This window comes from Bacillus sp. AR2-1, from assembly GCF_008368755.1.
GTDB lineage: Bacteria > Bacillota > Bacilli > Bacillales > Bacillaceae_G > Bacillus_A > Bacillus_A wiedmannii.
This window is the reverse complement of sequence record NZ_QORY01000008.1, coordinates 100,924-122,228: the sequence shown is the minus strand read 5'-3', so window position 1 is coordinate 122,228 and position 21,305 is coordinate 100,924. Positions and strand designations below refer to the sequence as shown.

The following is a 21,305-nucleotide window of genomic DNA, read 5'->3' as shown; positions in this document are numbered from 1 at the left end:
TTTGTATTCGATAAAAATTAAAAAATTCCTTTATAATTCGACAATATTTTTTCTAAACTTATTAGAAAGTGTTGTCGATCACGTTATCAAACGATTTTGTAGGCCCTTTTCTGCGTAATTTCGCAGATACGTACCTACTATATAAAATTGTATCCATTTGCTCACCTGTTACAAATGTACCTCCTGGAGACAATACATATACACTTTTTACAAGAAGACTAGCAAGCACCATATCCTATGTGATCACGAGATCTGTTTTTTTTTTGCATGTTGATACATATAAAAAATCAACTGTAGCTTATTCAGTATCTACGTAGATCCAATTTCCCTTGCTACTTCCTTAAACGATGAGCATACGATGTGACAAACAAAATTTCGACATGAACTTTCGTTCCAACTTGCACAATTTTCAGCATTCACAGGCTATGCATCTGCATCAACTAATACGATATTGATGTTTTGCATATTTCTGTATTCTACATCCCTTCTGCGAATCCTTCCATAATGTGCGTTTTCTTGTATAGATTTTGTCGATTTAACGTAATTACATGTCTTTTCGTAAATCCTATCCCTAGTTTATTCTGAAAAATTAAAGTCTAAACGTAAAATATAGGTTTTTATCACAATTTTTTATTATAATATATTTTCTTCAACTACGCTACATATCCCTTTATTTTTTCATCTTCTATTTCAGGATAACGAAACCCTGCCTTTAGCATAATAAAAAGACAGAAGAATATAAGTATAACCACTCCGCTATAATCTATTACGAAATTAACAGGTATTGTGTTTCTCACGAGCGAAAAAAGCACATTCACCTTTGGTAAATGTGCTAAAACAATTTTTGGTTTTGCACTGCATTCACAATAATGTTGGCTGTTTCTTCAATCGCTTTATTCGATACATCAATTACTTGACAATTTATTTTACCAACTACATTCTCAAAGTGATCAATTTCTTCTTTAATACGATTAATATTGGCATATGTTGCACCATCACTTAGTCCAAGTGATTTCAATCGCTCTTTTCGAATATGATTCAACTTCTCTGGCGTAATTTTCAAACCGAAGCATTTTTCTTTAGCCACTTGATATAACTCTTCAGGCGGATCTACTTCTGGTACGAGCGGTACATTAGCAACTTTCAAACGTTTGTTATGAGCTAAATATTGAGAAAGTGGTGTTTTTGATGTGCGCGAAATCCCAATCAACACGATATCTGCTTTTAAAATACCACGCGCGTCTCTACCATCATCATACTTTACAGCAAACTCAATCGCTTCAATCTTTTTAAAGTATTCTTCATCTAATCTACGAACAACACCCGGCTCATATCTTGGTACTTGCCCTGTAATTTCTTCAATTTGATCGATAAGAGGCCCGATAATATCATATGCCTCTACGCCTTCTTTCGCAGCCTCTGTCACTAAATACTGACGCATGTCAGGCTTTACTAACGTAAAACAAATAAGCGCTTGATTGCTCTTAGCAATCGAAATCACTTCTTTTAATGTCCCTGTATCTTCTACATACGGTACACGTCTAATATCAGGAGCAAATGGGAATTGCCCCATCGCTGCTCGAACAACCAAATCAGCCGTTTCTCCAACAGAGTCAGATACGACATATACGATTTTATTATCCATTATATTACCTCACTTTAAACAAATTACACTTATTCGTTATTTACTAAGTTTACAAACGCACGTGTAATATTTGTTTTTGTAATTCGTCCAATCACTTCTAAACCTTGCTTCGTATCTTTCACAACCGGCATCGCATCAATCTGTCTTTCTATTAATTCCATCGCAATATCATATAAAGAATCCTCTCTACGACACATCGTAATGTTTGGCATCCTTGTCATGATAATATTAACCGGAAGAGAGGTTAAATCCTGCTTTCCAAGGCTAGCTCTTAATAAATCTTTACGAGACACAACACCAACTAATAGAATCGCCTGATCTACAACAAATAAGGTACCTACGTCCTCTAAAAACATTGTACAAATCGCATCGTATACTGATACATTTTTATCAATTACAGCTGGTCTAGATTGATAATCTTGTACTTTAATTTTCTTAACAGCCTCAGATAATAGCTGCCCCCCGGTTTTACCCGTATAAAAATAACCTACGCGTGGACGCGCTTCTAAATAACCAGCCATCGTTAAAATTGCTAAGTCTGGTCTTAGTGTTGCACGTGTTAATCCTAATTGCGCAGCAATTGACTCCCCTGTAATAGGACCGTGATCTTTTACAATCTGAATGATATGTTCTTGCCGTTTATTCAGCTCTATGATAATCACCACCTTTAATGCACAACGAAAAAAGTTATACTATCTCTTAAATATTATATACTAAATATGCTATTTGAAAAAGATAGGATGTAAAAAGGACCGTATACGGCCCCAAATTATATTTGAAACTTATCAAGTTGTTCTAAGAAACGTCTTGACTTCAAATAAATCCCGCAATATTCATCATAATATGTATTCAATACTAAACGCATTTGTTTTTTTGTGCTATCCTTCACCGATACATTGCCAAGTCTATGTAAATCGAAGTGGTAGAAAAGACGTAATAATTTATGAACAGCTTCCCCCACTGGTATACGATACTGGTCTTGCTCAGCATGACGCGAGCACAGAAAACCGCCTTCCCGGACAGAGAAGGCGACAAAATCTGTTTCTTGATGACAAATCGCACATGTATCAAAGTACGGGCGCATCCCTAATACCGGAAGCATTTTCGTTTGATAAATTAATGATAATACTTCTGAATCAACACCCTCACACATATAATGCAACGTTTGATATAACATTTCAAATAAATATGGATTATGTTTTTTATCTTCTGTTGCTTTATCAGTTAACTCAACAATAAATGATGCATAAGCAGTTAAAAATATATCCTCGCGAATTTCTTTCATAGTTGAAATAATCTCGCCTTGTTGCAAAGTTCCAAGTCCAGATCCCATTTGAATAAGAAAATTACCATGGGTCATAAGTTGCGAAACAGATGCTAACCGGCTTTTCGGTTTTTTCGCTCCTCTTGCCATTGCACTTACCTTACCCAATTCTCTTGAGAATATTGTAACAATCTTGTTCGTTTCTCCGTAATCTGTCGTACGGATAACGATGCCCTCAACTTTTTGAAACATGTTCGTCACCATCCAAGGTTTGAACAAAACGGGTCAAGAAATTGGAGAGTCTAGATGCGCTAGCTCCTCTTCATGTTGATCCATCTCATCGTTTACGTCTTTTTCCATTTCTTTCAAAAGCAAGTACGTTTCAATGCTTCCTGTTTTGGAGAAAAACTTCCAGGTAAAATCTAGCATAAGAATCCACCTTTCTCAATAAGCGTAGCCTATAAACCAATTTCCTTTGTTGTTATTAAATTGACCCATTTTGTCCATTTTCATGTGAGAAAAATTTTTCCTAATTTATCAAAACTCATAAAAACCAATAATCAGCGGATGAACAAAACATCCGCTGATTACAGATTTACTCTATTTTAGTACTCGTCTTCGCGGAAACCAAGGTCACGAAGCTGAGACATTTTATTACGCCAATCTTTTTGCACTTTTACCCATACTTCTAAAAATACTTTAGAACCAAGTAATGCTTCAATGTCAAAACGAGCTCGCTTACCGACTTCTTTTAACATCTTTCCTTGCTTACCTATAATAATTCCTTTTTGTGATGCACGTTCAACAACAATCGTTGCGTTTATATAAACCGCTCCGCCCTCACGTTTTTGAATTGCATCAATAACAACCGCTACAGAGTGCGGCACTTCTTCACGTGTTAAATGTAATACTTTTTCACGAATAAGCTCTGAAATAATAAATCGCTCTGGATGATCCGTTACTTGATTATCTGGATAGTATTGCGGTCCTTCTGGTAAATACTTTTTAATTGTTCCAATTAAAGCATCCACATTATTGCCGTCTAATGCAGAAATTGGTACAATCTCTGCAAACTCATATAGTTTACGGTATTGATCAATTAACTCTAATAATTGCTCTGGATGAAGTTGGTCAATTTTATTAATTACTAAAAATACTGGTTGTTTCGTTTCTTTTAATTTCTCAATAATGAATTCCTCACCGCGACCAAATCCTTCAACTGCATTGACCATAAACAGAACAATATCAACTTCTTTTAATGTCGTTTGAGCCATCTTCACCATGAAGTCGCCTAATTTATGTTTAGGTTTATGTATTCCTGGTGTATCAATAAAAATTACTTGTGAATCATTTTCTGTATATACGCCTTGAATTTTATTACGAGTTGTTTGTGGCTTATCACTCATAATGGCAATTTTCTGGCCGATAATACGATTTAAAAATGTAGATTTCCCAACATTCGGTCTGCCAATAATAGAGACAAAACCTGATTTATAACCTTTTCTATTCATGTAAATCCTCCGCTAAAAATGCTCCTGGTAACAATTCTCCGACTGTCGTCTCTTGAACGTCACCATGTAAATTTGATAGGTATACTTTCGTATCCTGTTTACATAATTCTACCATAACTTGTCGACATGCTCCACAAGGAGGTACTGGACGCTTTGTATCCGCCACAATCGCGATAGCTACAAACTCTTTATCTCCTTCAGAAACCGCCTTAAATAAAGCTGTTCTTTCTGCACAGTTACATAAGCCATATGATGCATTCTCAACATTACATCCACGATATACTTTTCCATCCTGTGTTAATAATGCTGCACCTACTTGAAATTTAGAATATGGTACGTACGCTTGTTTACGCGCTTCGATTGCTTCTTGAATTAATTGTTTACTATTCATATTCCCGCATCCTTCCTGTCCACAGCTGTGAATAGATACACTCTCTCATTAAAGGCCTTTACGGCACTTTCAAAGCTTCATAAAAGCTTTGGAATGCAACTATACCACATACGGCAAAAAGATAATAGCACCAATTATAACGGCTATTATCGCAAACAATAAAACCGATCCGGCTGCGACATCCTTTGCAATTTTCGCAAACGGATGTATATCGGTAGTCGCTAAATCTACTGTTTTTTCCACAGCCGTATTTACCATCTCTAAACTCATTACAATTCCTATTACAATAAGTAATACTATCCACTCTACTTTCGTAATATGGAAATAAAAGCCGCAGCATATAACAATGACTGCGGCTACATAATGAATTTTCATATTGCGTTCATGACGAAGACAAAAGAATATACCTGCTATAGCATATCCAAAACTATTTATAAGTTTTCCTTTTTTCATCGACCTAATCCAAATGCCTCTAAAATTTCTTTTTGTCTTCCAAACATTTCTTTTTCATCCTCTTCTGTCATGTGGTCATAACCAAGTAAATGTAAAAAGCCATGTAACGCTAAAAAGCCAAGTTCACGATCAAAAGAATGTCCATACTCTTCAGCTTGTTCTTTCGCTCTCGGAATAGAAATAATAAGGTCACCTAACATACGAGGCATCTCTGCACCTACAATTTCCATTTCTCCTTCTCCCATTTCTTCCATAGCAAAGGAAATGACATCAGTAGGCTGATCCTTATCTCGGTAATCACGATTAATCTCGCGAATGCGTTCGTTATCTACAAATGTCACTGATAACTCCGCACCATCCTCTATTTTTTCCATTTGAGCTGCTTTTTCTAATATCTCACGAATTAAATTCACATATTCTTCTTTCACTTCTTCTGTTTCATCAATGAAATCAATTAATAAACTCATTCTTTCTCCTTCTCTTCCGGTGGTTCCGGATATGTAATACGCGAATGGAAAATACCATTTAACGTTTCACATAACGTTTTTCCAACGATTTGTAGTTCCTTAAACGTCAAATCACATTCACTAAATTGCCCATCTTGCAGGCGATCTTTAATAATACTTTGTACTAAATTATTAATTTGATCTGGCGTTGGGTGATTCATAGAACGTACTGCCGCCTCAACACTATCAGCAATACCAACAATTGCCGACTCTTTAGAAGTTGCTTTTGATCCTGGATAGCGAAACATCTCTTCTGTATATTTTTCTTTATCTTCTTTAATCGCCTTATAATAAAAATATTTAAGTAATGTTGTACCATGGTGTTGTCCAGCAATATCGATAATTTCTTGCGGAATATGGTATTCTTCGAGCATTCTGACTCCATCTGTTACATGAGCAATGATAATATCTTTACTCGTCACAGGATCTAATTTATCATGTGGATTTTCAATTCCCATCTGGTTTTCAATAAAGAATTGCGGTTGTACTGTTTTTCCTACATCATGATAATACGCCCCTACACGTGCTAATACACCATTTGCTCCAACCGCTTCACACGCTGCCTCAGAAAGATTCGCTACCATTACACTGTGGTGATACGTTCCTGGCGCTTCTAACAAAATTCTACGTAAAAGCGGATGATTCGGACTTGATAGTTCCATAAGCTTCATGCTTGATACAATTCCAAGTCCACTCTCTAAATATGGTAATATCCCCATAGCCAAAACGGATGAGATAATTCCTGAAACGGAAGCCATCAATAATTGCGTTCCAATTTCAAGAGGTGAAAAATTCCCATTACGTAATAATAATAACGCCGCTAAGACGACCACATTTAAGATAGAAACGAGTATACCAGCTTGCAAAATCATCGTACGACGATTTTTTTCTCTTAAGAAAATGCTTACTGATAATGAACTTAACAACACATAAATACCTACACTATAATTCAGTGTACTTGTTACCCCTTCATTAAACATAATACTTCCGCACACAGAAAAAATCATACTTGTTAAAAATACAAATCGGTCGCCAATCATTAGTTTTACAAGTATTGTTCCCATCGCAACCGGGACAACATACGCAATTCCTGCATATTCAAGCTTTTGAAACAAACTAATCGTTTTCATTAAAACAATCGTGATAGATAAAATTGTAATATACGCTAAAATATACGGTCTATCTTCTCTTTTACGCTGTAAAAATACTTCAAACTGCTTATGCATAAAGTACAGTAACACACCAATGAGCACTGCTAATCCAACATAAGGCTGAAAACTATTACCTTTCTCTAATAAACCGACTAATTTCAACTGATTATACATATCACTTGAAATTGTTTCACCTTCTCTAACAATAACTTGTCCTTGAAGAATATAAACAGGTGGAATTAAATCTTCTTCCGCTTTCTTCTTCTCTTTCGTTACAGCCGGATCATAAAAATAATTTGCTGTAATCGCATATGATCCTAGCGCGTTCACAGCTTCCTTCAATCCACTATTCACATTGAGGCTTTTCATTTCATTAACAAATCGCTCTTTTGCTGCTATTTCTTCGGACATTTTAATATTTCCACCCATAATAACACTAATAGACGTTAGAGCCGCGTTCTTTGCTAATTCTAATTGATCCGGTTCTGCATTAATAAAATATAATAAATTCTCATCAGATAATTCCTTTGTTAAATCAGATGGCAACTTCTTCTTCAATTTTTCTAATTTATTTGCATCGGTCATCTTTTTTTGCTCTTCAGGTCCAGCAGCTTTCATCTCTTGAATTGCTTCATTTACCTTAGCAAAAACATCATTTACAATATCTACTCTATTTTGTTTATATTCACTTCTATATGTATATTGATCTCCAACTTTTTGAGCGGCCTCTTGTTTTTTTCTGTCCGTTATAACCTTATCTTCAATTTTAATAGGAGAATGAATTGTTTTTTTTGCAATAGAATACATATCAACATCTAATTGCTCTGGTTTTACATTATTCATAAGTGCAAAAAACAGCACTGCTCCTAATAAAACGTAAGAAATCCAACTTAGTTTTTTCGAATGTTGTAAATTACGAAACCACTTAGAAATTTCTTCAGATCTTAACATGATTTCAATACCTTCTCCTCTCCAGAAATAAAGTGAAACTATTTATAGCTTTCATTTCTTCTAGCCAACAATACTTTTAAGTAACATTTTGATACACCAGCACCTATAGTTTATTTCTCTTATCTTTTATGATAGTAAAAAATATGCCGTTCGCCAACCTTAATACAAAAAGAAATGATCCTGACAAATAGGATCATTCCATTTTATCATATGCCTCAATAATACGTTGCACCAGCGGATGCCTCACAACGTCCGTTTGTTCTAATGTAATGAATGAAAGACCTGATACACCAGATAAAATGTTAGAAGCTAGCGAAAGCCCTGATTTTACCCCTTTTGGTAAGTCTACTTGTGAAGGGTCCCCCGTAATAACCATTTTAGAACTAAAACCTAATCTAGTTAAAAACATTTTTATTTGTGCACCCGTTGTATTTTGCGCTTCATCTAAAATAACAAATGAATCATCGAGCGTACGCCCTCTCATATAAGCAAGAGGTGCAATTTCAATTACCCCTCGCTCCATCATACGTTGCGTATATTCTTGTCCAAGAATATCGTGCAAAGCATCATACAATGGACGTAAATACGGATCTACCTTCTCTTTCAAATCTCCTGGTAAAAAACCTAAACTTTCTCCAGCTTCTACAGCCGGTCTCGTTAAAATAATTTTCTTTACATACCCTTGCTTTAAAGCTCTCACAGCCATTACTACAGCTAAGTATGTTTTCCCAGTCCCAGCAGGTCCCATTCCAAATACAATATCATTCTTCTTCATTGCATGAATATATCTTCTTTGCCCCATTGTTTTTACACGAATGGATTTACCTTTTGCCGTTTTAAAGATTTCTTCTTCATATAACTCTTCAAATTGAGCAATTTTCCCTTGTTGTGCGAGCTGAATTGCATACGCAACATCTCTTTCAGTAATTGATATACCTTTTCGAATAACAACAAGTAATTGCTGTAAGATTTTTTCTACGAGTGTCACAGTTTCAACTGCTCCAGATGCATGAACAGTTTCACCTCTAGTTACAATCGATACATTCAATTCCCGTTCAATTACTTTCAAATGAGCATCATTGACTCCAAAAAGAGCGATTGCTTCGTTAGCATTTTCCAATTGTTGGTTCATTTCTACTAATTGTTCTGCCATTACTCAGTCTCCTTGAATATCGGATTCGGATATTGGTTGTGGCTCTGCAATATTTTCGATCACAGTATAATGCAATGTGACTTTTAGTTGATCCGCCTCAACCTCTTTACTCAAAATCTTATCACTTACAATCATAGCATGTTCATCCAATTTTTTCTTTAGTTCTTTTTCAGCCATCTCTTTCGCTACTTTCATTGCCTGTTTTTCTGTATATTCCCGATTCGCTTCTTCCTCTTCTCGTACAATATCTTTTTCATACGCGATCGGCAGTGTAAAACCAAATAGTTTCACATCGTGTTTTACACTTTCAGTACGAGAGCGTTTATACTTATCATGTTGAAATCCCCATATTTTTATTTTCGCACTCCCAAATGTAAGGTAATGCTCATTATACGCATTGCCAGTATATACTTGAAATTGCGTCTTTAGTGGTACACTCACCTCAGATGTGTACCACGTTTCTCCATATACAATACCTTTCGCCGAAACAATCGTCGGACTCTCCTCATTACCGTATATCCCTGATACGAGAAGCTGTCCTTTTTCGACATGGTCATTTTTCAAGACAACTGGTTTTCCTACTTCAACAAATGTTTTTGTCACAATCGCTTCTTTTTTTGCAACTAAATTTTGCGGTCTTTGTTCCTTTTCTTTTTTCGGCTCGTTTTTTTCAACAATTTTAAAATGGTACGTCGTTCCTCTTATTTCTAATCCCGCCCAAGTAATCGCATTAATATTGTCTGTCAAATGACGTTGTACATCTTCTACATTAGGCATTTGGAATTGTAATTTTCCTTTTTTAATACCCATTTTGTCCAATTCTTTCATCAATATATATTCTGTTTCAGGTTTCGCTCCTGTAATTTCAATTTTCCAAACCATATTGGATAATGCAATCATGCCAAAAAAGAAAATTAAAAAACCAATTAAGAATCCACTATTTTTAATTAAACGCTTATTCAAAAAAGGAAAACCGTAACGCCCAATAAAATATAATTTACATTCATTTTTTCTATAAATTGGTTTTATTTTCTTCACATCTCGTAATAACATACAAAAAACTAACGTTTCATCAGCAATTTTCTTAACATCCCAAACTAATAATTTTCTACGTACACATTCGTTAACGAACCGTTCTGCACCTCTACCTTCAATTCGTACTTTTACATATCCAAGCCACTTTATAAACCATTTATTTTTCATCTACTATCTCCACTACCTTTCCAAAAGTATACACACTACTTTTTTCACTTTAATTAGCAAAATAGCTCGTACGAAAATGAAATAAAGAGTTCTACCACCCATAAATAGCGAGATAAACTGAATAGTAAGGTCGAATCACGAAAATAACGAAGAAAAACTTCACATATGGAAGTTTCCCTCACTCCTCTTTTTTTTCGTTTTCTAAAAATGTCACTTGCTCAATTATTCCTTCAAGCAAAAGTTCTTCTGGAAGGATTGTTTTAATAATAAAGGATTGCCCTTTAATTAATAATTGACCGTGCTTTAATAACAATCTTACTTCTTTATCTGAAAACACTAATAAACCCCGATGATTTTCTATATAGATATGCACTTGCCCAACAAGCGTGATCCGAGGTAGATCCATTAGCACATCCACTGGCAGGTCTATTTGCTTTGTTAACCAATTCTTCATTTGTTCTAATTTTTTCATCTCAAAAGACCCCCTCTCATCCCATATGTATGAAAAAAGAGCTTGTAATATCACGTCCAAACTGAAAAAAAGCATAAAAAAACGTCTCATACGAAATGAGACGTTTTTTTATGCTAATAGCTGGATAACCAACTTATTCACAAGTGATCCGTCTGTTTTACCTTTTACTTTCGGCATAACAGCAGTCATCACCTTACCCATATCTGCTTTAGAAGTTGCACCAACTTCAGAAATAACTTGCTTAATTACATTCGCTAGTTCTTCTTCTGTTAATTGCTCCGGCAAATATGCGCTTAAAATCTGAATTTCACTTTGCAGTTTATTAACAAGGTCTTCACGACCAGCTTTTTTAAATTCAAGGAGGGAGTCCTTATACTGTTTTACTTCACGAGCTAAAACTGTTAATTCCTCTTCTTCAGTAAGAGTATGTTGCAGTTTAATACCTTCATTTTGTAAAGCAGCCTTAACCATACGAATAACGGTTAATTTTTCTTTTTGTTTATTCTTCATCGCTTGTTTCATATCATCGTTTAAACGACCGAGAAGACTCATCACTTACACCCTCTCTTAGAATTTACGCTTTCTTGCCGCTTCAGATTTCTTCTTACGTTTTACACTTGGTTTTTCATAAAACTCGCGCTTTCTTGCTTCAGCAAGTGTACCAGTTTTAGAAACCGATCTTTTAAAACGGCGAAGTGCATCCTCCAAAGACTCGTTTTTACGAACGACTGTTTTTGACATTCTCTTTCCCTCCCTCCGAAACATCACACTTACATACTAATTTCAGCATGCAAAAAGAAACCCTTCTTCAGCATGTCTTTTACGATTATAATACATTTTATCACTTCAGGTCAACTATTTGGCAGAATAAAAGAAGAATAGATGCCCTTTCCTGTTCAAAAGCTACGTAGATAGCTATTATCCATTTCCCCTGAAGACAACTATATTTTTATCATTACATCTTTTTTAATGCAGGAATGTACGAAACAACTACTTATTCGACGTACCTGCCTTTTTCCGTACTTAACTTCTCCACGAAAAAAAGAAAGCATGCAAATCGTTTCCGTTTGCATGCTTTTTTTATTCCGCTATTTGCCGGGCAGTAAGCCCCCCCACCTCAAAATTCAGCACAAGCAAAGAACTTAGGTAGGAATCCGGCTGATAATTAGTGGTGAGGAACAAAAACCCCACTGATTAAAGTTTCATTTTATGCGCTTGCTGATTCTTTTTTTACATCATCTTCAAGAACACGAACAAATTGCGCTTCGTTATATGGATAACCAGCTTTCGTAATTTTCACTTTCACTAGCTTACCAATTAACTCTTCTGATCCTTCAAATACAATTTTTAAGTAGTTATCCGTATAGCCTACATATAACCCTTTACGGTCGCCCTCTTTAAATTGCTCTTCCGGAATGATCTCAAGCACTTCCCCTTCAAACTGTGACGCATACTCTTTCGCTAATTGGTTAGATAATTCAATTAAACGATGAACACGATCATTCTTCACATCTTCAGGAACTTGATCTTCCATACGCGCTGCAGGTGTTCCTGTACGCTTTGAGTAAGGGAATACGTGTAACTCAGAGAAGCGATTCTCTTTAATGAAATTGTATGTTTCCATGAATTCTTCTTCTGTTTCACCTGGGAAACCAACAATTACATCCGATGTAATCGCAAGGCCTGGTAACGCTTCTTTCAATCGATCTAAACGCTCTTGGAAAAATTCCATTGTATACTTACGACGCATACGCTTTAATACAGTATTAGATCCAGATTGCAATGGAATGTGCAAGTGACGTACAACTACTTCAGACTTATCTAACACTTCAATTACTTCATCTGAAATCTGACTCGCTTCAATAGAAGAAATACGAAGACGTTTTAATCCGCCTACTTCCGCTTCCATATCACGAAGTAATCCAGCTAAGTTATAATCTTTAATATCTTCACCGTACCCACCTGTATGGATACCTGTTAATACGATTTCTTTATAACCTGCATCTACTAATTGCTGCGCTTGTTTAATAACTTCTTTTCCATCACGAGAACGCATTAAACCACGTGCCCAAGGAATAATACAGAATGTACAGAAATTATTACAACCTTCTTGTATTTTTAAAGATGCACGTGTACGATCCGTGAAATAAGGTACATCCAGTTCTTCGTATACACGTGTTTTCATAATGTTGCGGACCGCATTAATTGGTTGACGTTCTTTGCGGAATTCTTCAATGTATCCTAACATCTTTTCACGATCCTGTGTACCAACTACAATATCTACACCTGGAATCGCCATAATTTCCGCTGGAGATGTTTGTGCATAACATCCCGTTACACAAATAACCGCATCCGGATTTTGACGAACAGCACGTCTAATAACTTGACGGCTTTTCTTATCCCCCGTATTCGTTACTGTACACGTATTAATAACATATACATCAGCTTTCTTTTCATATTCAGTTCTTTCATATCCACCTTGTTTAAACAATTGCCAAATGGCCTCTGTTTCATAGTGGTTTACTTTACAACCTAACGTATGGAACGCAACAGTTGACATTGATCATCACCCCATCAATTCAAAATGATACGAAGCAGCACTTAACGCATATAACGGCGCCGTTTCTGTTCTTAAAATTCTTGGTCCTAAACTACATGGTACAAATTTATGTTCACGAAGCGTAGTAATCTCTTCCTCCGCTAAACCACCTTCTGGTCCAAATACAATCAATAGTTTTTGGCCTGGTTTCATCGTCGTTAAAGCTTTAGCAAAATTGGATTTCTCACCTTGTTTTGCTTCCTCTTCGTACGCAACAAGACATACATCATACTCATTGCTCATTGAAAGCAATTGCTTAAATGATGCCGGAGCATGCACTTCTGGAATTTCGCTTCTATGCGATTGTTCCGCAGCTTCTTTCACAATTTTTCTTAAACGCTCAACTTTTTTATCAGCTTTTTTCGCATCCCATTTTACAATAGAGCGAGATGCTTGAAATGGTAAAAATGCGGCCGCCCCAAGCTCAGTTCCTTTTTGGAAAATTAACTCTAGCTTGTCTCCTTTTGGCAGTCCACTTGCAATCGTCACGAAAACAGGAAGTTCACTTGACGCCTCTACCCATTCTACAATAGCCGTATTAATAAATTCACTGGTAATTTCATCAATTGAACATACTGCTGTTTTTCCGTTTACACAGCAATAAATGTGATCACCAGCTGACATACGCATCACTCTTGCGATATGATGTACGTCATCACCTACAATGCGAATGCTTGTCTCATTTACATATTTCTCTTCTACAAAATAACGTTGCATATAATCACCTTAGTAGAGTTTCGTTCCTTTCGTAAGTCAACACTTACGAAAAGAACGAAACGTTATCATTTTTTCATATAACAAACGGCAAGTCCCTCACCTTATAGTGAGAGACTCCCCTTTTCATTATAAACTAAAATCTATATTACGCATTTCGTGCAATAATTGCTACCCAATCTTCCATTCGTAATACTTCTTCAATTGTAAATCCAGCTTTTTCTAGCGCTTCAGAAATTATCTTTTCCTTCGCTGCAATAATGCCCGATGTAATAAATAATCCGCCCGACTTCACAACTCTTGCTGCATCCTCAGGGAATAAAAGAATAATTTCTGCTAATAAGTTAGCTACGATTAAATCAACAGGACCTTCAATACCTTCTAAAAGACTATTTTGCCCAACAGACACGATATCATCTGTTTTATTTAAACGTACATTCATTTCTGCACTTTCCACTGCAACCGGATCTAAATCATACGCTTGAACAGAAGACGCACCTAATTTTGCCGCTGCAATACTAAGTACACCAGAACCTGTTCCTACATCAATGACAGTATCACCTGGCTGAACTGTTTTTTCTAAAGCACGAATACACATCGTTGTTGTCGGATGAGTTCCTGTCCCAAACGCCATACCTGGATCTAATTCAATAATTTTTTCTTCCGGAGAAGCTGGTGTATATTCTTCCCACGTCGGCACAATTGTGAATGTATCAGAAATTTGTACTGGATGGTAATATTTTTTCCAAGCAGTAGCCCAATCTTCTTCATTGACTTCGTTAACGGTAATATTTCCAGTACCAATTTCGATGTCGTAAGATGGAAGCATATCAATAGATGATTTTACACCCGCAATCGTTTCCTGTAAAGAATCCGTTTGTGGGAAATATGCTTTTATTAATACACCTTCCGCCGGATATTCATCTGGGTTCAATGCATAAATTTCACCATATTGTTGCTCGCGCTCTTTCGTCAACTCCGCTGGATCCTCAATCGCAACTCCACTAGCACCAGCTTCATGTAAAATATGAGAGACAGCTTCTACTGCTTCTTCTGTTGTATGAATACTAACTTCTGACCATTTCACAATTTACCAACTCCATTTTTTATTTCCATTATTCCCCTTTGAAAGCACGTTTAAGCTTTCCAAATAAACTATCATCCTGCTCTTCTTGTCCCGCAAATTCACGTAATAACTCTTTTTGATGTGAAGTTAATTTCGTCGGTACAACAACACGAACGACTACATATTGATCTCCTTGACCGTATCCACGTACGTTCGGAGCACCTTTTCCTTTTAAGCGGAATTCTGTTCCTGTTTGTGTTCCTGCTGGAATTTTTAGCTTCACTTTCCCATGAACAGTAGGAACTTCCACTTCAGCACCAAGTGCCATTTGCGCAAATGTTAATGGCATTTCACAAATAATGTGATCTCCTTCACGCTCAAAGAATTCATGATTTCTCACATGAACAACAACATATAAATCTCCTGCCGGTCCGCCATTTACGCCCGCTTCACCTTTTCCAGATACACGAATTTGTTGACCATTATCAATACCTGCTGGAATTTTAACATTGATTTTTTTACGTTTACGTACTTTACCAGAACCGTGACATGTCGTACATTTTTCTTTAATCATTTGACCAGTTCCTGAACAATGACCACAAGCTTGACGGTTTACGATACGACCAAATGGTGTATTTTGTTCTACACTTACTTGCCCTGATCCTGAACAATGTTTACATGTTTCTTTTGAAGTTCCTGGTTTCGCTCCGCTACCTTTACAAGTATCACATGGATCTTCTACCGGAATCTCAACATTTAATTCTTTACCAAAAATAGCTTCCTCAAACTCTAAAGTAACTTGATATTGTAAGTCAGCACCTTGACGCGGAGCATTTGGATCACGACGTCTACCGCCACCGCCGCCAAAGAACGAACTAAAGATATCTTCGAAACCGAAGCCACCGCCGAAGTCTCCTCCGCCGCCAAAGCCACCGAAACCTTGATTTGCACCAGCATGACCAAATTGATCATATTGCGCGCGCTTTTGATCGTCGCTTAATACTTCGTATGCTTCTTGTACTTCTTTAAACTTTTCAATTGCATTTTCTTCTTTACTTACGTCTGGATGGTATTTTTTAGCCAAACGACGATACGCTTTTTTTATTTCATCTTTTGAAGCACCCTGGCTAAGTCCAAGGACCTCATAATAGTCTCGTTTACTCATAAATTTACAACCCCCGAATCTTTCACATAAACGTAATTTTAACACCGAAAGAAAGTGCTTTGCAACAAAGTTTCCTCACTTACAGTATGCAAAGTAAAAAACTTAAGAACCTCACACTTTTCTTTTCATTCGTGAAAAAAGCCAAAGTCAAGGCACGCTTGACTTTGACTTTTTGTCATCTTACTTATTTATATTACTTATCTTCTTTTACTTCTTCGAACTCAGCGTCTACTACATTGTCTTTCTTCGCGCCAGCATCTTGTGCTCCTTGTGCACCTTCTGCTTGCCCTGCAGCTGCTTGAGCTTGCTCGTATAATTTAACAGTTAATTGTTGTACGATTTCTTGTAAAGCGTCTTTTTTCGCACGGATTTCCTCAAGCTCGTTCTTCTCGATCGCAGCTTGTAATGCTTCTTTCGCTTCTGTTGCTTTTGCAACTTCAGCCGCATCCACTTTACCTTCTAAATCTTTTACAACTTTATCCGTTTGGAATACAAGTTGGTCAGCTTCGTTACGAAGTTCAACTTCTTCCTTACGTTTTTGGTCAGCGTCAGCATTTGCTTCCGCTTCTTGTACCATACGATCTACTTCTTCATCAGAAAGACCTGAAGAAGATTGGATTGTAATAGTTTGCTCTTTGCTTGTTCCTAAGTCTTTTGCACGTACGTTAACGATACCGTTCGCATCAATATCGAATGTTACTTCGATTTGTGGAATACCACGTGGTGCTGGTGGAAGGTCTGTTAATTGGAAACGACCTAATGTTTTGTTGTCAGCTGACATTGGACGCTCACCTTGTAATACGTGAATGTCTACTGCCGGTTGGTTATCAGCAGCTGTTGAGAATACTTGTGACTTACTTGTTGGAATTGTAGTGTTACGCTCGATTAATTTCGTGAACACACCACCCATAGTTTCAATACCTAAAGAAAGTGGAGTTACGTCTAATAATAGTACGCCTTCTACATCACCAGTAAGTACGCCACCTTGAACTGCAGCACCTAATGCTACAACTTCATCAGGGTTTACACCTTTATATGGTTCTTTACCAGTTTCACGTTTAATAGCTTCTTGTACAGCTGGGATACGAGTAGATCCACCAACAAGGATAACTTTATCTAATTCGCTTGGAGCAAAACCAGCGTCTTTTAATGCACGACGAGTTGGCTCTAACGTTCTTTCAACAAGACCTGCTGAAATCTCTTCGAATTTCGCTCTTGTTAACGTTAATTCTAAGTGTAATGGACCAGCAGCTCCAGCACTAATGAATGGTAATGAAATTTGTGTTTGTGTTACGCCAGAAAGATCTTTTTTCGCTTTTTCAGCTGCATCTTTCAAACGTTGAAGTGCCATTTTATCTTGGCTTAAATCAATGTTATTTTCTTTTTTGAACTCAGCTACTAAGTGGTCAATAATAACTTGGTCAAAGTCATCTCCACCAAGACGGTTGTCACCAGCAGTTGAAATAACTTCGAATGTTCCATCTGCTAACTCAAGGATAGATACGTCAAATGTACCGCCACCTAAGTCATATACTAAGATTTTTTGCTCTTCATCTTGTTTTTCTAAACCGTAAGCAAGCGCTGCTGCTGTTGGTTCGTTAATGATACGCTCAACTTCTAAACCAGCGATACGACCAGCATCTTTTGTTGCTTGACGTTCTGCATCGTTGAAGTATGCAGGTACTGTAATAACAGCTTTCGTTACTGTTTCACCTAAGTATGCTTCAGCAGAAGCTTTTAAGTTTTGTAAAATGATTGCAGAAATTTCTTGAGGTGTATAATCTTTACCTTCAACTTCTACTTTGTAGTCTGTACCCATATGACGTTTAACAGACATGATTGTATTTGGGTTTGTAATTGCTTGACGCTTTGCAACTTCCCCAACTTGACGCTCTTCATTTTTGAAAGCTACAACAGAAGGTGTTGTACGGTTTCCTTCTGGATTTGGGATAACCTTTGGTTCTCCACCTTCCATAACAGCTACACAAGAGTTTGTTGTACCTAAGTCAATACCGATAATTTTACTCATGGCGAATCCTCCTACTTTTATGTAAATTATTGATTTACTTTTACCATTGATGGGCGAATCACACGGTCTTTTAGTTTATAACCTTTTTGGAATTCTTCAACTACCGCGTTTGATTCAAATTCACTATCTTCCACTTGCATAATAGCTTGGTGTTCATTAGGATCAAACTGTTTACCAACAGCTTCAATCGCTTCAACGCCTTCTTTAGTCAACGCTTCTAGCAATTGACGATGCACCATTTCCATACCTTGTAACAAGGATTTCGTTTGCTCATCAGTTGCTTCCACTTGCATCGCTCTTTCAAAATTATCAAGAGCTGGCAAAATATCTGAAACTAGACTTTGTGCTCTATATTTTTCAGCAGCCTGTTTATCCATTTGGACACGACGCTTATAATTTTCAAAATCAGCTTGTAGACGTAATGTGCGACCTTCCGTTTCCGTTAGCTTCGCTTGTAACTCATCTACTTTTTCTTGTAAAAGAGCAGCCTCACTTTTTTCTTCTACAGTTTTTTCACTGTTTTCTGTCGTGACAGCTTCTTCAACTTGCGCTTCTTTTACTTCTTCTACCACTTGTTCGTTACGCTCTTCCACAATATTCACCTCCTTAAAAGGTATTAGGTATTATGCTGAACACAATTCCTTAAGCATTATATATTACACACAGCAATGAAAATTTCATTACTTGAGCGAATGTATTACTCTCATTTACTTTTTAAGTCCATCAGTAAATTGTCTCGTAAATAACTGTAACAAACTAATTACCCGAGAGTATTGCATTCTTGTCGGACCTAAAATAGCAATTGTTCCAAGCTGTTCTTCTCCAATCGAATATGTTGCAGAAATTAAACTACAATCTTCCATGGCCGTCGCAGAGTTTTCCCTACCAATGTTCACTTGAATACCTACTTGTTTATGACGCAAAATGTCATAAAACTCGGCTTCATTATCAATCATCGTCAGCAAGGATCTTACTTTGTGAATGTCATGGAACTCTGGTTGCGAGAGCATATTTGCTTTGCCTCCAAAGTATATCTTTTCCGATAAAGGAACTTGAAATGTACCATCTAACATTTTTATTGCACTATCGTAATTATGAACATATCCACGTAAAACTGTAACAATCTCTTTAAAGATTTTGTTATGCAGTTCTGCCATTGGTACACCCGACAGCTTTTCATTTAAAATATTAACCATTTTTTCTAAATCTGATAAATCAACAGATTCCGGAACGGTAATCGTTTTGCTTTGTACATGCCCTGTATCAGTTACAATAATAGCGACTGCAGTTTGACGATCAAGCGGTACAATTTGTACGTTTTTAAGTTTATTTGTGCTTAACTTCGGTCCAAGAACAATGGCCGTATAATTCGTAAGCTCTGATAAAATTTGAGCCGATTGCTGTGCAATCTTTTCCGCTTCAAAAATTCTTTCAGCAAATAAATCTTTAATTTGTACAATTTCATCGTTCGGTAAGTTTTGCGGCGCTAAAAGATGGTCTACATAAAAACGATATCCTTTTTCAGAAGGAACACGTCCTGAAGAACTATGCGTTTTCTCAATAAATCCTAGTTCCTCTAAATCAGCCATTTCATTTCGAATAGTAGCTGAACTAAACGTAATTTCATCTTTCTTAGCCAACGTCCTCGACCCAACAGGTTGCGCTGATCCAATAAAGTCATCAATAATTGTTTGTAAAATTAAGAGCTGACGTTCCGTAAGCATCTCATCATCACCTCTGTTAGCACTCTTTGTCTTCGAGTGCTAAATCTATTAATAACTTACCAAAATTGACATTCAATTGTCAACGGAAACGTCACGAAATAATGAAACTTTTTCACGTTTATGGAACATTTAATTAGTCAATCAAAAATGATTGGAATACTTCATTCCCTAATAATTTTCCTTTTCGCGTTAAACGAACATATCCATCTTTCTCTTCAAGCAATCCTTGTTCTTGATTTTTTTGCAACTGCTTCGCGAAAACTTGATTCATCTCCATATTAAATTTCTTTTGAAACAATATTTTAGATACACCTTGTGTTTTTCGAAGTCCTAAGAACAACTCTTCTTCCATTCTTTCTTTCTCCGTCACCGCGTGAACATCTAAATACGGAAATCCAGTTTCATCGATTTTATTGAAATATTGCTTGAGCGGCCCTACATTTTGGATACGTTCTCCATTTACATAACTATGCGCTCCAGCTCCAAATCCATAATACTCCTCATTATTCCAGTATGTGAGATTGTGTCTACTTTCATTATCACCTTTTGAGAAATTGCTAATTTCATACTGGCTATAGCCGTGTTTCTCCATTTCATCCATTACCATTTCATACATTTTTGCTTCATGATCTTCACCTGGAAGTCTTAATTTCCCTTTATTCATTAAGTTATAAAACACAGTTTTCGGTTCCACAATTAATGAATATGCTGAGAAATGTTGTACACCAAGCGTAAAAGCAATGTCTAATGTTTCTTTTACATCTTCTATCGTCTGCCCTGGCAGAGCATAAATAATATCTACATTTATATTTTTAAAGCCCACTTCCTGCGCTTCTCTAATTGCTACAAATGCATCTTCCCTCGTATGCTTACGCCCAATTTTCTCAAGCAACTCATCCCGAAATGTTTGCACACCAAAACTAATTCGGTTCACTCCACCTTCTAGCAATACATTTAACTTCTCTTTTGGTAAATCACCTGGATTCGCTTCAAATGTTAATTCACAATTTGGAGCAAACGGACGTAAGCGACGGTTTATAATATCTAGTAACTTTTTTGTCTGTTCCATATTTAACGCTGTCGGAGTTCCTCCACCAACAAAAATCGTTTTCATACTATCAAACGGTACTTTTTGAACTGTATTTATTATTTCTTTCTCTAAATACTCTAAATATTGATCGACCGGTTGGCGTTCAATAAACACTTTATTAAAATCACAATAGTGACAAATATGCTGACAAAATGGAATATGAATATATGCAGCTTGAACCAAATATAACTCCTACCTTTCTAAAAAGAAAACCTCCG

23 protein-coding genes are annotated in these 21,305 nt (G+C 36.5%); all 23 read right to left on the bottom strand.

Annotation, left to right across the window (positions count from 1 at the left end):
- Positions 1 to 61: 61 nt before the first annotated feature.
- The gene (locus DT250_RS32205; protein WP_179862445.1) at positions 62 to 232 is read right to left on the bottom strand and encodes a DUF188 domain-containing protein; all 171 of its coding nucleotides are present in this window, start codon (positions 230 to 232) and stop codon (positions 62 to 64) included.
- Between the two features lie 600 nt (positions 233 to 832).
- On the bottom strand, positions 833 to 1,645 hold the full coding sequence (locus DT250_RS10235; RefSeq protein WP_000368941.1) for a pyruvate, water dikinase regulatory protein: 813 nt from the start codon (positions 1,643 to 1,645) through the stop codon (positions 833 to 835).
- A 29-nt stretch (positions 1,646 to 1,674) separates the two neighbouring features.
- Positions 1,675 to 2,307, bottom strand: coding sequence for a transcriptional regulator CcpN (locus DT250_RS10230; RefSeq protein ID WP_000583754.1), 633 nt, complete (start codon positions 2,305 to 2,307; stop codon positions 1,675 to 1,677).
- Positions 2,308 to 2,414: 107 nt separating this feature from the next.
- Complete coding sequence (gene recO / locus DT250_RS10225) at positions 2,415 to 3,161, bottom strand: DNA repair protein RecO (RefSeq protein ID WP_000487012.1); 747 nt, start codon at positions 3,159 to 3,161, stop codon at positions 2,415 to 2,417.
- Positions 3,162 to 3,194: 33 nt separating this feature from the next.
- A complete protein-coding gene (locus DT250_RS10220; RefSeq protein WP_000883924.1) occupies positions 3,195 to 3,338 on the bottom strand; it encodes a YqzL family protein in 144 nt (47 codons plus the stop codon).
- Between the two features lie 176 nt (positions 3,339 to 3,514).
- The gene (gene era / locus DT250_RS10215; protein ID WP_001080239.1) at positions 3,515 to 4,420 is read right to left on the bottom strand and encodes a GTPase Era; all 906 of its coding nucleotides are present in this window, start codon (positions 4,418 to 4,420) and stop codon (positions 3,515 to 3,517) included.
- A complete protein-coding gene (locus tag DT250_RS10210) occupies positions 4,413 to 4,811 on the bottom strand; it encodes a cytidine deaminase (protein ID WP_001086294.1) in 399 nt (132 codons plus the stop codon). Before DT250_RS10210 ends, era begins: the two co-directional genes overlap by 8 nt.
- A 99-nt stretch (positions 4,812 to 4,910) precedes the next feature.
- Positions 4,911 to 5,264, bottom strand: a complete 354-nt coding sequence (locus tag DT250_RS10205) for a diacylglycerol kinase family protein (protein WP_149213020.1) — start codon at positions 5,262 to 5,264, stop codon at positions 4,911 to 4,913.
- Positions 5,261 to 5,731, bottom strand: a complete 471-nt coding sequence (gene ybeY, locus DT250_RS10200; protein ID WP_000054689.1) for an rRNA maturation RNase YbeY — start codon at positions 5,729 to 5,731, stop codon at positions 5,261 to 5,263. Before ybeY ends, DT250_RS10205 begins: the two co-directional genes overlap by 4 nt.
- Entirely contained in the window at positions 5,728 to 7,872 is a 2,145-nt protein-coding gene (locus DT250_RS10195; RefSeq protein ID WP_149213019.1) for an HD family phosphohydrolase, read from the bottom strand. The genes ybeY and DT250_RS10195 overlap by 4 nt, the downstream gene beginning before the upstream one ends.
- Before the next feature lie 193 nt (positions 7,873 to 8,065).
- The gene (locus DT250_RS10190; RefSeq protein WP_000840500.1) at positions 8,066 to 9,025 is read right to left on the bottom strand and encodes a PhoH family protein; all 960 of its coding nucleotides are present in this window, start codon (positions 9,023 to 9,025) and stop codon (positions 8,066 to 8,068) included.
- A 3-nt stretch (positions 9,026 to 9,028) separates the two neighbouring features.
- Complete coding sequence (gene yqfD / locus DT250_RS10185; RefSeq protein WP_000792473.1) at positions 9,029 to 10,228, bottom strand: sporulation protein YqfD; 1,200 nt, start codon at positions 10,226 to 10,228, stop codon at positions 9,029 to 9,031.
- 178 nt (positions 10,229 to 10,406) lie between these two features.
- A complete protein-coding gene (gene yqfC / locus DT250_RS10180; protein ID WP_000732264.1) occupies positions 10,407 to 10,700 on the bottom strand; it encodes a sporulation protein YqfC in 294 nt (97 codons plus the stop codon).
- 108 nt (positions 10,701 to 10,808) lie between these two features.
- The gene (locus tag DT250_RS10175) at positions 10,809 to 11,252 is read right to left on the bottom strand and encodes a GatB/YqeY domain-containing protein (RefSeq protein ID WP_000054579.1); all 444 of its coding nucleotides are present in this window, start codon (positions 11,250 to 11,252) and stop codon (positions 10,809 to 10,811) included.
- Between the two features lie 15 nt (positions 11,253 to 11,267).
- A complete protein-coding gene (gene rpsU / locus DT250_RS10170; protein WP_000048061.1) occupies positions 11,268 to 11,441 on the bottom strand; it encodes a 30S ribosomal protein S21 in 174 nt (57 codons plus the stop codon).
- Between the two features lie 466 nt (positions 11,442 to 11,907).
- Positions 11,908 to 13,260 (bottom strand): tRNA (N(6)-L-threonylcarbamoyladenosine(37)-C(2))-methylthiotransferase MtaB, encoded by a 1,353-nt coding sequence (gene mtaB, locus DT250_RS10165; RefSeq protein ID WP_000108688.1) that lies wholly within the window; start codon positions 13,258 to 13,260, stop codon positions 11,908 to 11,910.
- Positions 13,261 to 13,266: 6 nt separating this feature from the next.
- Positions 13,267 to 14,016 (bottom strand): 16S rRNA (uracil(1498)-N(3))-methyltransferase, encoded by a 750-nt coding sequence (locus DT250_RS10160; RefSeq protein WP_064474770.1) that lies wholly within the window; start codon positions 14,014 to 14,016, stop codon positions 13,267 to 13,269.
- A gap of 145 nt (positions 14,017 to 14,161) precedes the next feature.
- Positions 14,162 to 15,100 carry a 50S ribosomal protein L11 methyltransferase gene (gene prmA, locus DT250_RS10155; protein ID WP_000872122.1) on the bottom strand — a complete coding sequence of 313 codons (939 nt, stop codon included), beginning with the start codon at positions 15,098 to 15,100 and terminating at the stop codon, positions 14,162 to 14,164.
- 28 nt (positions 15,101 to 15,128) lie between these two features.
- Positions 15,129 to 16,244 (bottom strand): chaperone protein DnaJ, encoded by a 1,116-nt coding sequence (gene dnaJ / locus DT250_RS10150; RefSeq protein ID WP_000043954.1) that lies wholly within the window; start codon positions 16,242 to 16,244, stop codon positions 15,129 to 15,131.
- Between the two features lie 193 nt (positions 16,245 to 16,437).
- Complete coding sequence (dnaK, locus tag DT250_RS10145) at positions 16,438 to 18,273, bottom strand: chaperone protein DnaK (protein ID WP_000034697.1); 1,836 nt, start codon at positions 18,271 to 18,273, stop codon at positions 16,438 to 16,440.
- Between the two features lie 26 nt (positions 18,274 to 18,299).
- Entirely contained in the window at positions 18,300 to 18,866 is a 567-nt protein-coding gene (gene grpE / locus DT250_RS10140; RefSeq protein WP_000392716.1) for a nucleotide exchange factor GrpE, read from the bottom strand.
- Positions 18,867 to 18,980: 114 nt separating this feature from the next.
- Positions 18,981 to 19,997, bottom strand: a complete 1,017-nt coding sequence (gene hrcA / locus DT250_RS10135; RefSeq protein WP_000954947.1) for a heat-inducible transcriptional repressor HrcA — start codon at positions 19,995 to 19,997, stop codon at positions 18,981 to 18,983.
- Between the two features lie 133 nt (positions 19,998 to 20,130).
- Complete coding sequence (hemW, locus tag DT250_RS10130) at positions 20,131 to 21,270, bottom strand: radical SAM family heme chaperone HemW (protein ID WP_000249446.1); 1,140 nt, start codon at positions 21,268 to 21,270, stop codon at positions 20,131 to 20,133.
- Between the last annotated feature and the right edge of the window lie 35 nt (positions 21,271 to 21,305).